Source organism: Comamonas koreensis (genome assembly GCF_014076495.1).
GTDB lineage: Bacteria > Pseudomonadota > Gammaproteobacteria > Burkholderiales > Burkholderiaceae_C > Comamonas > Comamonas squillarum.
The window spans coordinates 2,504,261-2,518,305 of record NZ_CP043575.1 but is presented as its reverse complement, the minus strand read 5'-3'; the positions used below and the strand labels follow the sequence as shown (position 1 = coordinate 2,518,305).

The following is a 14,045-nucleotide window of genomic DNA, read 5'->3' as shown; positions in this document are numbered from 1 at the left end:
CCGCGTTTGCATGGCCAAGATCACGGCGCAGGCATAAACGCCCATAGCCGTCGGCACTGGGCGCCACCGTTGCAGTGCGCAAACCAGATGTTTGCGCTGGTCAAAAACCAGAACTGCATGGGTGGCGCTTAGGCCAATTGGGCTAAATTATACCGAAGATCCCAATTTTCCATCGCCGAGGTGATATCGGCAGGCGGCAGCGCGAACCAGGACATGCTCTGTCCCGTGACCGGATGCACAAAAGCCAGCCGCAGCGCATGCAAGGCCTGGCGCTCCATGCCGGCAGCCGGTGTGCCGCCGTAGAGCGTGTCGGCCAGCAGCGGGTGCTGGAGCGAGGCCATGTGCACGCGGATCTGGTGCGTGCGCCCGGTATGCAGGCTGCAGAACACTGCGCAGCCCTGCTCGCCATTGACCAGCAGGCGGATATCGGTGCGCGCCGGTTTACCCGGGTGCTGGGCCAGATCGACCGCCGCCATGCGCAGCCGGTTGCGCGGATCACGGCCAATGGGCAGGCTGACCGAGGTCTGCGCTGCGCCCTGCCAGGGCTTGTGGCCCAGCGCCAGGTAATTGCGGCGCACATCGCGCGCGGCAATCAGCTTGACCAGCGCATCCATGGTCTGGCGCTCACGCGCCACGACCATCAGGCCGCTGGTGTCCTTGTCCAGCCGGTGCACAATGCCCGCGCGCGGCAGCTGGGCCGCCTTGGCGTCATAGGCCAGCAACGCATTGAGCAAGGTGCCGCTCCAATTGCCTGGCGCGGGGTGCACCACCATGCCGGCGGGCTTGTTGATGATGAGCAGGTGCTCGTCCTGGTAGACCACATCGAGCGCAATATCCTGCGGCAAAAAGGCCTGGCTTTGCTGCGTAGGACGCAGCTCGACCACCGCCTGGTCACCGGCCTTGACCTTGGCGCTGGGCTTGAGGCCGGACTTGCCATTGACCAGCACCGCGCCTTGCAGCAGCAAGGCCTGCAGGTAGCTGCGCGAGAACTCCGGCACCCACTGCGCCAGCGCCTTGTCCAGGCGCATGCCATGCTCAGCCACCCCGGCCACGACCGTGCGGGTTTCCCAGGCCTGCGACTCGACCTCCGCCGACTCCTCATCGCCTTCAGGCGAGGACAAAGGGGCATCGTCCAAATGGGAAAAGCCGACATCGTCGGCGGGCGGCGATGTCGGCTTCGAAGAAGTGCCCGGCATCAGCGGGAAGGCAGGTAGCGCGATGGATCGACCGGCTTGCCCTGGCGGCGCACCTCAAAGTGTAGCTTGACGCGGTCGGCGTCGGAGCTGCCCATCTCGGCAATCTTCTGACCCTTCTTGACCACCTGGTCGTCCTTGACCAGCAAGGTCTGGTTGTGGGCGTAAGCGGTCAGGTAGGTGTTGTTGTGCTTGACCAGAATCAGGTTGCCGTAGCCGCGCAGGCCTGCACCCGAGTAGATCACCCGGCCGTCGGCGGCTGCTACGACCGGATCGCCGGCTTTGCCACCAATATCCACACCCTTGTTACGCGCATCGTCAAAGCCTTGAATGACAGCACCCGACGCCGGCCAGATAAAGCCCAGATTGCCATCAGAGGCAGCCGGTGCAGAAGCTGCGGCAGCAGGCGCTGGGGCGGGTGCGGGCGTCGCCGCTGGCGTGTTCGCACCGGTCACAGCCGGCGCAGTCGCTGCCGGGGCAGCACTGGCAGCGGCCGTCACCGGTGGCACCACACGCAGCACCTGGCCGACTTCAATGACGTTGGGATTGTCCAGATTGCTCCAGCGGGCAATGTCGCGCCAGTTCTGGCCGTTGTCAGCCGCAATGCGCATCAAGGTCTCACCGGGCTTGACGGTGTAGTAGCCGGGCTTGCCGGCGTTTTCTGCGCCAGGCAAGGTGGCCGGATCAATGCGTGCGGGCGCAGAGGCGGTCGACGAAGGCGTGCGACCTGCCGATGAACCCCGATCTTCCACGGGCGCCTGGTTGAGCGATGTGCTACCACAACCCGCCAGCACCATGGCCGCTACCACACTGGCACCCCAGGTCAAAACACCACGTGAATCCAACATACCTATCCTTCTTAACCAAGCCCCGATTTTAGGGGTACGAAATGAACATGCTCCAGAACCGTGCGCTGAAATCCATCAGCACTGCGGTCCACCACGAGCAAAACCTGTTGTTGGCCCGGCCCCATCACCGGTGCCACGAGCCGGCCGCCTTCTGCCAGCTGGTCACACCATGCCTGAGGAACCGAATCCCCGCCGGCTGCAGCGATGATCCCGGCGTAAGGCGCGCCCTTTTCAAAGCCCAGCATGCCATCGCCCAGGATCAGGTGCACATTGGCCAGCCGCAAGGGACGCAGGTTGACCCGCGCCTTTTCATGCAACGCACGCAGCCGCTCAATGGTATACACCTCTTTGGCCATCAGGCTCAGAACCGCGGCCTGGTAGCCGCAGCCCGTGCCAATCTCCAATATACGGCCCAGGCCCATTTTCCCCGCAGGCGATTGCAGCAGCAGCTCGCACATCCGCGCCACCACGCTGGGTTTGGAGATGGTCTGCCCCAATCCTATAGGCAAACTGGTGTCCTCATAGGCCTGAACCGCCAGTGCACTGTCAACAAATTGGTGGCGCAGCACGGAATTCATCACTTTGAGCACCCGGGTGTGCTCCACGCCCGAGGCAGCCAGGCGCTGGACCATGCGCCAGCGCGCCGAGGTGAAATCTACGCTCTCAGGGCCCAGCGACTCGCGCACCGCCATGGGCACGGGCGACAGCTCCGCAGGCAGCCGGGCCCATTGCCGATGCACGCTGCTGGCCTGTGGTTTGGTGCTCACAGGCATGGCACCGCGGGCAGGAAAGCCGGGCTTGCGCAAGGTCACCCTGGCACCTCCAGGTCCTTGCTGCGCAGGCTCGCCGCCGTCTGCGCCCAGTAAGCGAGGCTGTCATGGTCGGTCAAATCCACCTTGAGCGGGGTGATCGCCATATGGCCGGACGCCGCCGCATGGAAGTCGGTGCCCTCGGCGTCATCGAGCGCCAGGCCGGCATTGCCGATCCAGTACATGGTCTCGCCCCGGGGACTGGTCTGGGTGATCACCTTCTCGGCCGAATGCCTGCGCCCCAGACGGCACAGCTTGAGCGGCTTGATCTCGTCAAACGGCAGGTTGGGAATATTGATATTGAGCAGCCAGGGCTTGAGGGTCACCAGCTTGGCCGCTTCGAACTGCTGCACCAACTCACAGGCCTTTTTGGCGGCCGATTCCAGCTCGCCCCAGCCCTTGTCGATCTGCGAGAAGGCCATCGCTGGGATACCGAACAGATAGCCCTCCATCGCCGCGCCGACGGTACCGGAATAGATGGTGTCATCGCCCATATTGGCGCCGTTATTGATGCCGGAGATAACCAAATCGGGCCGATAACCCAATAGACCCGTCAGCGCGATATGCACGCAGTCAGCCGGTGTGCCATTGACATAGCGAAAGCCATTGGCAGCGCGCTGCACGTACAGCGGGGAATGCAAGGTCAGCGCATTCGATTTGGCACTGTTGTTGTGTTCTGGTGCCACCACCTCGACATCGGCTACCGCCTGCAATGCGTCATGCAACGCCACGATGCCGGGCGCCTGATAACCATCATCGTTACAAAGCAGTATCTTCATGTCATTGAACCAGTTGCACTGCATTGTAGAGGTGCCAACACAGAACCCGAGCGGAGTGTGGCAGCAAAGCGACCGGCAGGCCGCCCCGGCCCACGGAAATGCGGCCTATGCACAGGGCTCAGGCATTGTAAGGAGCGCTGCCGCCCCGCCCCCACGCGACCAGCCCATTGCTACACAAAATTACGATGACATGCCGCTGTCGCTGCCGGAGCCCTCGCTTGGCGCCATGGACGGGGCCTGTGCGCAGACCTCGGTGGTCAACGCCTGCAAGACGGCTGCGGTGCAGCGCAGCAAAGGCGTGGCTTTGCGTTTGGCTGACTGCGCCAGGCACAGGTTGATCATCACCGCAGGCGACTCGATGGGCGCGACCACCAGACGCTCACCCACCACATGCCCGTCGAGCGCACTGCGCGTCAAGGCCGCATAGCCGTAACCGCCGCGCACCAAATCCAAGATGGCCGGCACGCTCGATACCTCCCAGACCACATTGAGCTTGACCTGCGACAGCCTGGCCTGGGCTTCCATCAGCTTGCGAAAGATCTGGCCGTACTGCGGCATGATCAGCGGAAAATCCGACAGATCCTGGAACGCGAGGCTGGTGCGGCCGCCCAGCGCGCAGGCAGGTCCTACCAGACACAGGCGCTCCTGCAAGACCGGGCTGATCTCGATATGCGGATGCGGTTCGGGCGAATAGACCAGACCCAGGTCCATGCGGCCCGAGGCCAGCCACTCGGCCATCTGAACGGAAAAGCCCTCGACGATCGCCACGCGGGCCTTGGGCATTTTGCTGCCGAAAGCATGGATCAGCGGCAGCGTCAGCCGCCTGGCCAGGCTGGGCGGCAGCCCCACCACGATGCGGCCCACCGGCTCATCGCGCTCACAACCCAGGTCCTCCTTGGCCTGGGCCACGTGCTGCAGGATGGCATGGCTGTGCTCCAGCAAGCGCCTTCCGGCCTCCGTCAATGTCACACCGCGCCCGGTGCGGATCAGCAAGGTCTCACGCAATTCGACCTCCAGCGCCCGCACCTGCCGGCTCAGCGCCGGCTGCGCCGTGTCCGACAACATGGCCGCCTTGCTGAAGCTGCCGGTTTCCGCTACCGCCACAAAGGTTTCGATTTGCTGCAAATTCATAGGAATCCCCTTCAATTTTTTAAATTCTAATAATTTTTAGCTATTAGTATGCCATTTTGCTATAGCTGCTAGCTTCGCTGCCACCTAGGACTCTGGGGTCATCTTCCACAGAATGGGTTTCGTCATACAACACAGAAAGCCAGGAGACCTCAGGATGCAGCACAACCGGATCCATGCCAGCGCAGACCCTGCGTCCACCGGGCGCCCTCCCACCGCTCCCAGCCACACGCCCTGCTTGCATTGACAGGCACACAGCCGCCCTCATGCAGCCCTCACAACTGACGGTTGCGCCCGCTTCACCGGCGCGCGGTACCGCCAGCAGCCGCGCTGACACGGCCACCGGATGCACCAGGCTTCTTCCCGGTCCCTGCCCCTGTTCGCGATGCAATGCACCGACTTCAACCCTTCCCTCAATCCCAAGGAGATCCACCATGGTCGACAAAGCCAACACCGAGTTCTGGCAACACCTCAGCCCCATCGCCAACCCCTTCATGCCCGATGCGCTCCCGGAGGTCTACACGCCCAATGCCGTGCCGGAAGACGAGCGCCTGTATGTGCCGTTCACGGACACCGTGTTCTCCCGCCCCCTGTGGATTTCGCCATCACAAAACAAGTGGTGCGACATCCTGATGGCCAAGAAAGCGGGCCTGGTCAACCGCCACTACCACCCCCATGAAGTCTTTGCCTACACCATCTCGGGCAAATGGGGCTACCTGGAGCATGACTGGACGGCGACCAAGGGCGACTTTGTCTACGAGACCCCCGGCGAAGGCCACACGCTGGTCGCCTTCGACCATCCCGAACCCATGCGGGCCTTCTTCATCGTCAAGGGGCCGCTGATCTGGCTGGACGAACAGGGCAAGCCCGATGGCTACTTTGATGTGCACTCCTACATCGCCATGTGCAAGGCCCACTACGAAAAGGTGGGCCTGGGCGCCGAGGCCGTGGAAAAGCTCTTCCGCTAACGGCTGCAGAGCCTGGAGAACGCCATGAAACCATCCTCCATCCGCGCCTTGTGGACCTATGAGAACCGGCTGCTGCTGATCCTCTTTCTGACCTTCGGCTTTGTCTTTTTTGACCGCCTGGCGCTGTCCTTTCTGTTCCCCTTCATGCAAGATGAGCTCGATCTAAGCCAGACCCAGCTGGGCATGATCTCCTCGGCCCTGGCACTGACCTGGGCCCTCTCCGGGGCGATTGCGGGCGCCTGGTCCGATTCGCGCGCCAAGCGCAAGGCCTTGCTGGTGGTGTCCGTGCTGGGCTTTTCCATCTGCTCGGCCTTGTCCGGGCTCGTTGGGGGTTTCATCAGCCTGCTGGTGTTCCGCGCGCTGATGGGCCTGGCAGAAGGGCCGGTGCTGCCCATCGCGCAGTCCCTGATGATCCAAAGCTCCACGCCTTCGCGGCGCGGCCTCAACATGGGCTTGCTGCAGGGCTCGTCGGCCGGTCTGATTGGCGCAATGATCGGGCCACCGGTGGTCATTGGCCTGGCCACACATTTTGGCTGGCGCGTGGCCTTTTATGTCACCGTCATCCCCGGCATGCTGATCGCCCTGTGCATCTGGCGCTGGGTGCATGAACACCCGGGTGGCGCTCCTGCCGCAGACGCCAAGCCAGCGCCGATCAACCGCTGGGCCCTGCTGCGTGAGCGCAATGTGCTGCTGTGCATGCTTATCAGCTGCTTTTTCCTCACCTGGTTCATCATCATCATCTCGTTTGCGCCCACCTTTCTCGTCAAATACCGCGCGTTTTCGCCGGGCGACATGGGCTTGGTGATGACCTGCCTGGGCGCCGCCTGGGTGTTCTGGGGCTTTGCGGTACCCGCCATCTCCGACCGGATCGGACGCAAAACAGCGCTGGCCATCTTTGCACCGATTGCGGCGATGTGCCCTATCGCGCTGATCTATGGGGATTCGGCCGTCGCCTTGGGTGCGGTGGTGTTCTTCACCTATAACGGCCTGGGGTGTTTTACCCTCTTCATGGCAACGGTCCCGGCTGAAACCGTGCCGCCCCAGGTATTGACCGGCGCGCTGGGCCTCATCATGGGCGCGGGCGAGTTGGTGGGCGGCTTTGTGGCCCCCACTGCTGCGGGCCTAGCGGCCGACCATTACGGCCTGCCGGTGACGATGTGGATAGCGGCTGCTGGGGCACTGGTGGCAGGGCTGCTCGCGCTGGGTCTGAAGGAAACCGCCCCGCTGGTGCTGCAGCGCCGTGCCGCTGCGGGAGTTGCAGGAGCTGCGCCATGATGCGCGCGTTGCGCTGGCATGGCGCCCAGGATCTGCGCCTGGAGCAGATCCCCATCCCCCGCCCCGGCTCCCAGCAAGTACGGATTGCGGTGCAGTACTGCGGCATCTGCGGCAGTGATTTGCACGAATACGAATCAGGCCCCCATGCCATCCCGGTCGGCACCGCCCACGCGGTCTCGGGGCGCAGCGCGCCTTTGACGCTGGGCCACGAGTTCTGTGGCACGGTGGTCGAGCTGGGCAGCGAGGTCACCGGCCTACAGGTGGGTGACCGGGTGGCGGTGGAGCCCGAGTACCGCTGCAGCCACTGCGCTTACTGCGGCAGCGGCGCCTACAACCTCTGCGCCGACATGGGTTTTGCCGGGCTGATGGGTGACGGCGGCATGGCCGAGTTTGCCGTAGTGCCCAGCTACATGCTCCATCGCCTGCCCGATGTGGTGACGCTGGAACAGGCCGCTGTGCTGGAGCCCGCTGCCGTCGCGCTGCATGCGCTGCACCGCAGCCAGTTGGCTGAAGGCGCCAGTTGCGCCATCTTCGGGCTGGGCCCCATCGGGCTGCTGCTGGTCACGCTCGCCAAACTGCAAGGAGCGGGCACCATCATTGCGGTGGATGTATCGCCCCAGCGCCTGCACATGGCAAAGCAGGCAGGCGCCAGCCACCTCGTCGATGCCAAGGGCCTCACGCCGCGCGAGTTGCGGCACACCATCGCCTCGGCCACTGCCGGCCTGGGCGTAGACACCAGCTTTGAAGCCGCCGGCCTGCAAGCCACGTTCGAAGGCGCATTGCGCGCACTGCGCAAAGGCGGAAACATGGTGATGGTGGGGCTCATGTCCGAGGCGCGGCTCGACGCCTTTGACGCCGTCAACCGTGAGCTGAGCCTGGTGGCCAGCGTCGGCTACCGCGATGTGTACCCGGAATTGATCGGGCGCATCGCGGCCGGCGCCTTCGACCCCAGCGCCATCATCACCCGAACAGTCCCGCTCGAACAGGCGGTCAGTAACGGCTTTGCAGCACTGGTGCAGGACCGGTCCCAGATCAAGATTCTCGTGAGCCCGAGCGCGGGCTGCAACAACCAGCATTAGGAAACACCCAGGATGTCCACCATCGAAGAAAACGTCATTCTCATTACCGGCGGCACCTCCGGCATTGGCGCGAGCACCGCGCTGCACTTTGCCCACGCCGGCGCCTCCGTGCTGGCCCTGGGGCTGGACGCGCAGGGCCTGCATGCGCCGCGCCATCCCCGCATCCAGTGCCTGGAGCTCGATGTCTGTGACAGCGCCAAGCTGAGCCAGACGATCGCCGAGCTGCCCCGGCTCGATGCGCTGGTCAACGCGGCGGGCATCAGCCGCCATGCACAGGAATACCAGCCAGAGGCCTTCTTGCAAGTCATCCACACCAATTTGACGGCCGTGATGCAGGCCTCGATGGCCGCTGCGCCACATCTGCTGCAACGCCAGGGCTGCATCGTCAATGTGGCATCGATGTACAGCTACTTTGGCAGCAAGGACCGCCCCGCCTACAGTGCCAGCAAGGGCGGCATCGTGCAGTTGACGCGCTCGCTGGCCCAAACCTGGGCGCATGAGGGCGTGCGTGTCAATGCGGTCGCTCCCGGCTGGATTGCCACCCCCTTGAGCGAAGGCCTGATGGCCGACCCCAAGGCCTCGGCAGGCATTCTGTCTCGCACCCCCATGCAGCGCTGGGGCCATGCGTCCGAGGTGGCGGCGGTGATCGGTTTTCTGTGCTCACCCGCCGCATCCTTTGTCAACGGCGCCGTCATTCCCGTCGATGGCGGCTACCTGACGGTCTAGTCCCAGCGCGTGGGATGGCAGGTAGCACAGGACAGCGGAACGGGGAGTCGGGTAGATCCGCTCCCCGTTCTGCACAGCGCCCCAAGCGCCCTGTCAGCCTGGCATCAGCACTGCTCGAACGCAAACTTTTCGGTATCCACCTCGCGCTGCGAGGCTGGTGCATAACGCTCGCCTTCGATGGCCTCCGGGGCAAACAAGGCGTCGAGCTCGGCCAGCAAGCCGGCATCCAGCCGCACACTGCCGCCACGCAGATTTTCATGCAAATGGTCTATATCGGTGGTACCTGGCAGCGCAACCACATGCTCGCCCTGGTGCAGCACCCAGGCAATGGCCAGTTCGGCCAGGCTGCAGTCCGCGCGCTCGGCAATCGCCTGCATGGGCGCCAGCAGCCGCAGGTTCTTGGCATAGGCCTCGGGCTGGAAACGGGGCATGCCCGCACGGATATCGCCCGGCACCCATTGGGTGCCGGCAGGCAATTTGCCTGACAGAAAAGCCCGGCCCATCGGGCTGAAGGCTACATAGGCAATGCCCAGCTCGCGGCAAGCCTGCAAGCTTCCCAACTCGGCATTGCGTGACCACAGCGAATACTCGCTTTGCAAGGCCGCAATCGGGTGGGTGCCATGGGCGCGCCGCAGCGTCTCCGCCCCGACCTCGGACAGGCCTAGCGCCCGGACCTTGCCCTCTTCCACCAGGCGCGACATCGCGCCCACCGATTCTTCGATCGGCACCCGCCGGTCCCAGCGGTGCAGGTAGTACAGGTCAATGACATCGGTGCCCAGACGCTGCAAGCTGTCTTCGCAATGGCGGCGCAAGGTCTTGGGATGGCCATCAATCACACGGCGCATCACGCCATCATCGCCACGCACGCCCGCCATACCGCACTTGCTCGCCAGCGTAATGCGGTGGCGGTGCGGCTTGAGCACCGGCCCGACCAGCGCTTCATTGGCGCCAAAGCCGTAGAGCGCTGCTGTATCAAACAAGGTGACCCCGGCATCGAGCGCTGCATGCAGCAGCGCCTGGGCCTGCGCCTGCGTGGCCGGGTGGCCATAGGCATGGCTCAGGTTCATGCAACCCAGGGCGACAGGGCCGACCTGGAAGGGGCCAATAAGGCGATCGCTCATCATCTCTCCTGAAAAACCAAAACCGCCTGCGATAAGGTGTGCAGGCGGTTCACGACTGGTCGGGCCGATATTACTGCAGCTGCTGCTCCAAAGCATGCAAAACCTGGTAGCAGGGCAACACCTGGGCGATGCTGGCGCGGGGCTGGCGGCCCTCGCGGATGGCGGCGAAAAACTCGCGGTCCTGCAGCTCGATGCCATTCATCGACACGTCCACCTGCGAGACATCGATGGCCTGACCCTGGCCATCGAGCAACTCGTCATAACGCGCCACATAGGTGCCCGTGTCGCCGATATAGCGAAAGAAAGTACCCAATGGGCCATCGTTGTTGAAAGACAGGCTCAGGGTGCACAGGGCGCCATTGGCCGCCTTGAGCACGATGCCCATGTCCATCGCAATGCCCAGCTCGGGGTGCAGCGGCCCTTGCACGGCATGGGATTGCACGATGGGACTGCCCGCCTGGTGGGCGAACAAATCGACCGTGTGCGCCGCATGGTGCCAGAGCAGATGGTCGGTCCAGCTGCGCGGCTGACCCAAGGCGTTCGTATTGCTGCGGCGGAAAAAGTGGGTCTGCACATCCATTTGCTGGAGCCGGAAGCTGCCCGCCTGCACCTTTTGCTGGATCCATTGGTGGCTGGGATTGAAGCGGCGGGTATGGCCACACATCGCCACCAGGCCACTGGATTTTTGCAGCTCGGCCACCGCCAGCGCGTCTTCCAGCCGGTCGGCGAGCGGAATCTCCACCTGCACATGCTTGCCTGCCAGCAAGCACTGGCGCGCCTGGCTGGCATGCAACTGCGTGGGCGTGCACAGAATCACCGCATCCACCCGCGGCCGCGCCAGGCTGTCCTGCAAGCTGGTGGCCACATGCGCAATGGCATATTGCTCGGCCACCTGCCGCGCCTTGGACAAATCGGGATCGACCAGGGACACAACCTGCACCCCGGGGATATGCGCAATGCCTTCCAGGTGTTTGAGGCCAAAGGCGCCCGCTCCTGCAAGCGCTACGTTGATGGGTCGACGTGTCATGGTGTCCTCCAGGGTGTCTGGGTGCCCAAATCAGCAACTGGGCGATGCGTACCAAAAATCAGAAACATCAGCGTCTCTCAAGCGTTTTCTAGAATCAGGTGACCCACGGCGGTGTTGGAGGCCGGCACATGGTAGAAGCGGTGCTTGACCGTGGGCCGCTTAGCAGGATCGGCCACATCGGCCATCGCGCCACGGGCAATCAGCCACATGACCAGCTCAATCCCCTCGGAGCCCGCCTCTCGCACATAGTCGATATGGGGCACCTTGGCCAAACTGGCGGGGCGGTGGATCAGCTGGTCCAGGAAGCAGTTGTCCCACTCCTGGTTGATCAGACCCGCACGCGTGCCTTGCAGCTGGTGGCTCATGCCACCGGTGCCCCAGATCTGCACATTGAGGTCCGCGTCAAAGCTCTCCACCGCCTTGCGGATCGCATTGCCCAGGCTGAAGCAGCGCTGGCCCGAGGGGACGGGGTACTGCACCACATTGACGGCAAACGGAATGACCGGGCAAGGCCAGGCACCGCCATCGGCGGGCTGCTCTCCGCACATCAGGGACAGCGGCACGGTGAGCCCATGGTCTACATCCATCTTGTTGACGATGGTCAGGTCAAAATCCTGCTGTATCACCGACTGCGCGATATGCGAGGCCAGCTCAGGATGGCCGATCACGTTCGGCACCGGTCGCGGCCCCCAGCCTTCATCGGCTGGCGAGTAGGCCGCACCCGTGCCGATGGCAAAGGTGGGAATCAGGTCCAGGCTGAAGGCTGTTGCATGGTCGTTGTAGACCAGAAATATGACGTCGGGCGGGTTCTCGCGCATCCACTGGCGCGAATATTCATAGCCTTGGAAGAGCGGCTGCCAGTAGGCTTGCTGGGTGAGGCCCTGGTCGATGGCCACGCCAATGGCGGGCACATGTGAGGTGAACACCGATGCGCTGATGCGTGCCATATCAGACTCCCTCATGGATGGCGATGCCGCCTGTCGGCTGCGCCGGCGTGCCTGCCGCCTCATGCATGAAGCGGCACCCCTCCACCGAGCGACCACCGGCGATCATCATTGCGCGGTAAGCCTCCTCGCTCATGCCCGTCATCGAGCCGGCCATCTGCTGAAAGCTCTTGCCATCGGTGGCCCCGATCTTGGCCAGAAAATAGATATTTCCGCCTGTGCGTATGCACCAATTCAGGTCGCGGGCCATCACGGCCTGCTTCTGCTCCTCGGTCATATCCCAGCCGTCCAGATAGGCCCGCTCATCGGCCTTGAAACGCGCCCGGTTGTCCGCTTGCATCAACGACATGCAAAACTGGTTGAGCCAATAGCCCTTGCGTGACTGGTCAGCATCAAATATCACGGTGCCCGGCACATCAAGATAGGGTTTTTCTAAAGCCATATTTTTCTTTCCAAGTTGGTCATGGGGTCCTGGCCCGCAGCCCGATGGGCGGATCCGCGTGGAAACATCCTGTGGGCTCATGCCTCCTCTGGCCAATACAGACGCATGGGGTTGTCCACCAGCAACTGGTGGCGCAGCGCAGGCGTGGGGGCGATCTGGGCGATGAAATCCACCAGCAAGCCGTCATCGGGCATGTGGCCCTTCAGATTGGGATGGGGCCAATCGGTGCCCCAGAGCACACGGCTGGGAAAGGCCTCGACCACCCGGCGCGCAAAAGGCACCACATCCTGGTAGGCGCGGCGCTCGCCATGCAGCGCCTGCGGGCCCGTCAGCGACAAGCGCTCCGGGCAGCTGACCTTGCACCAGAGGTTGTCGCTCTCGTGCATCAGCTGCAAAAACATGCCGAACTCCGGCCCATCGGCGGCTTGGCCGACATCGGGGCGCCCCATGTGGTCTACCACGACGGGGGTGGGCAAGCGGCGCAAGAATGGCCACAGCTCAGGCAGGTCCTGCGCTTCAAAATAAACCACCACATGCCAGCCCCAAGCGGCGATGCGCTCGGCAATCTCCTGGAGTTCATCCTGCGGGGTCACATCCACCAGCCGCTTGACAAAGTTAAAGCGCACGCCCCGCACGCCGGCCAGGTGCAGCTCTTGCAGCTCCTGGTCGGTGATGCTGCGCCGCACGGTGGCGACCCCCCGCGCTTTGCCGCCGGATGTCTTGCAGGCATCGACCATGGCCCGGTTGTCCGCACCGTGGCAGGTAGCTTGCACAATCACATTGCGCGAGAAGCCCAGGTGGTCACGCAATGCAAACAGCTGCTGCTTGCTGGCATCACAGGGGGTGTATTTGCGCTCAGCGGCAAAGGGGAACTCCGCAGCCGGCCCAAACACATGGCAGTGCGCATCTACGGCGCCCTCGGGTAACTGCAGCACAGGCTTTGCCGGCCAGGGATGCCAATCCAGCCAGCCGGGGGTTTTGACAGACAAGGACACGATGCAACCCCTTTAGTCGATATAGCGCAGGCCGGATTTGGCCAGCGGCACACGCATCTGGTAGAGATCCAGCCCCAACACGCCAGCGGCCAGCTGGGCACGTTTGGCCGTCTCAAAACGCTCTCGGTCCAGCGCGGTCTCCCAGGTGGCAGGCGCGATGGCGGCAGGCACGCAGACCACACCATCGTCATCGGCCACGATCACATCGCCCGGGGTGACCCACATGCCGGCGCAGACGACCGGGATGTTGACCGAGCCCAGCGTTGCCTTGATCGTGCCCTTGGAGGACACCGTCCGGCTCCAGACGGGGAACCCCATCTCCTGCAAGGCCTTGGTATCGCGCACGCCCGCATCGATGACCAGCGCCCGTGCGCCACGCGCCTGAAAGCTGGTGGCCAGCAGGTCGCCAAAATAGCCATCGCTGCATGGTGAGGTCACGGCCGCCACGACGATGTCGCCAGGCTGGATCTGCTCTGCCACCACATGCAACATCCAGTTGTCGCCAGGCTGGAGCAGCACCGTCACCGCTGTGCCGGAGACACACTGGCCCGCGGCGATGGGACGCAGCGCTGGCTGGAGCAGGCCGACACGGCCCATGGCCTCATGCACCGTGGCCGAACCCAGAGGGGCCAGGCCATCGGCTGCGGCACGGTCAGCACGCTGGATATGGCGGTAAACAACACCGAGTTCATACATGGAAATGTCCTTGTT

At 63.7% G+C, this 14,045-nt stretch carries 15 protein-coding genes; 4 read left to right on the top strand and 11 right to left on the bottom strand.

Going from position 1 to position 14,045, the window contains the following annotated elements:
- Positions 1–128: 128 nt before the first annotated feature.
- The 5 genes from F0Q04_RS11250 to F0Q04_RS11230 form a co-directional block, all read right to left on the bottom strand.
- The gene (locus F0Q04_RS11250) at positions 129–1,196 is read right to left on the bottom strand and encodes an RluA family pseudouridine synthase (protein WP_182345457.1); all 1,068 of its coding nucleotides are present in this window, start codon (positions 1,194–1,196) and stop codon (positions 129–131) included.
- On the bottom strand, positions 1,196–2,041 hold the full coding sequence (locus F0Q04_RS11245; protein ID WP_182345456.1) for a peptidoglycan DD-metalloendopeptidase family protein: 846 nt from the start codon (positions 2,039–2,041) through the stop codon (positions 1,196–1,198). Before F0Q04_RS11245 ends, F0Q04_RS11250 begins: the two co-directional genes overlap by 1 nt.
- Positions 2,042–2,052: 11 nt before the next feature.
- Positions 2,053–2,814, bottom strand: a complete 762-nt coding sequence (locus F0Q04_RS11240; RefSeq protein WP_116925288.1) for a protein-L-isoaspartate(D-aspartate) O-methyltransferase — start codon at positions 2,812–2,814, stop codon at positions 2,053–2,055.
- Positions 2,815–2,849: 35 nt separating this feature from the next.
- Positions 2,850–3,629 carry a 5'/3'-nucleotidase SurE gene (gene surE, locus F0Q04_RS11235; protein ID WP_116925287.1) on the bottom strand — a complete coding sequence of 260 codons (780 nt, stop codon included), beginning with the start codon at positions 3,627–3,629 and terminating at the stop codon, positions 2,850–2,852.
- Between the two features lie 180 nt (positions 3,630–3,809).
- Complete coding sequence (locus tag F0Q04_RS11230; protein WP_116925218.1) at positions 3,810–4,760, bottom strand: LysR family transcriptional regulator; 951 nt, start codon at positions 4,758–4,760, stop codon at positions 3,810–3,812.
- Between the two features lie 431 nt (positions 4,761–5,191).
- Here F0Q04_RS11230 and F0Q04_RS11225 point away from each other — a divergent pair, with 431 nt between their 5' ends.
- Genes F0Q04_RS11225 through F0Q04_RS11210 form a run of 4 tightly spaced genes read left to right on the top strand, consistent with a single transcriptional unit; the run spans position 5,192 to position 8,805 of the window.
- On the top strand, positions 5,192–5,725 hold the full coding sequence (locus F0Q04_RS11225) for a 2,4'-dihydroxyacetophenone dioxygenase family protein (protein WP_116925217.1): 534 nt from the start codon (positions 5,192–5,194) through the stop codon (positions 5,723–5,725).
- Positions 5,726–5,749: 24 nt separating this feature from the next.
- Entirely contained in the window at positions 5,750–7,000 is a 1,251-nt protein-coding gene (locus F0Q04_RS11220) for an MFS transporter (RefSeq protein WP_182345455.1), read from the top strand.
- The gene (locus tag F0Q04_RS11215; protein ID WP_182345637.1) at positions 7,000–8,079 is read left to right on the top strand and encodes a 2,3-butanediol dehydrogenase; all 1,080 of its coding nucleotides are present in this window, start codon (positions 7,000–7,002) and stop codon (positions 8,077–8,079) included. Before F0Q04_RS11220 ends, F0Q04_RS11215 begins: the two co-directional genes overlap by 1 nt.
- Positions 8,080–8,091: 12 nt before the next feature.
- Positions 8,092–8,805: an SDR family NAD(P)-dependent oxidoreductase gene (locus F0Q04_RS11210; RefSeq protein WP_116925215.1), complete on the top strand. Its 714-nt coding sequence runs from the start codon at positions 8,092–8,094 to the stop codon at positions 8,803–8,805.
- 104 nt (positions 8,806–8,909) lie between these two features.
- Here F0Q04_RS11210 and F0Q04_RS11205 read toward each other — a convergent pair whose 3' ends face one another.
- The 6 genes from F0Q04_RS11205 to ligK all read right to left on the bottom strand — a co-directional run bounded on the left by F0Q04_RS11205 (position 8,910) and on the right by ligK (position 14,030).
- A complete protein-coding gene (locus F0Q04_RS11205; RefSeq protein WP_182345454.1) occupies positions 8,910–9,926 on the bottom strand; it encodes an aldo/keto reductase in 1,017 nt (338 codons plus the stop codon).
- Positions 9,927–9,996: 70 nt separating this feature from the next.
- Positions 9,997–10,953 carry a Gfo/Idh/MocA family oxidoreductase gene (locus F0Q04_RS11200; RefSeq protein ID WP_182345453.1) on the bottom strand — a complete coding sequence of 319 codons (957 nt, stop codon included), beginning with the start codon at positions 10,951–10,953 and terminating at the stop codon, positions 9,997–9,999.
- Positions 10,954–11,030: 77 nt separating this feature from the next.
- The gene (locus tag F0Q04_RS11195; RefSeq protein WP_116925213.1) at positions 11,031–11,900 is read right to left on the bottom strand and encodes a class III extradiol dioxygenase subunit beta; all 870 of its coding nucleotides are present in this window, start codon (positions 11,898–11,900) and stop codon (positions 11,031–11,033) included.
- Between the two features lies 1 nt (position 11,901).
- Complete coding sequence (ligA, locus tag F0Q04_RS11190) at positions 11,902–12,339, bottom strand: protocatechuate 4,5-dioxygenase subunit alpha (RefSeq protein WP_182345635.1); 438 nt, start codon at positions 12,337–12,339, stop codon at positions 11,902–11,904.
- A gap of 77 nt (positions 12,340–12,416) precedes the next feature.
- Positions 12,417–13,334, bottom strand: a complete 918-nt coding sequence (locus F0Q04_RS11185; RefSeq protein WP_116925211.1) for an amidohydrolase family protein — start codon at positions 13,332–13,334, stop codon at positions 12,417–12,419.
- A gap of 12 nt (positions 13,335–13,346) precedes the next feature.
- Positions 13,347–14,030: a 4-carboxy-4-hydroxy-2-oxoadipate aldolase/oxaloacetate decarboxylase gene (gene ligK / locus F0Q04_RS11180; protein WP_182345452.1), complete on the bottom strand. Its 684-nt coding sequence runs from the start codon at positions 14,028–14,030 to the stop codon at positions 13,347–13,349.
- Positions 14,031–14,045 lie beyond the last annotated feature (15 nt).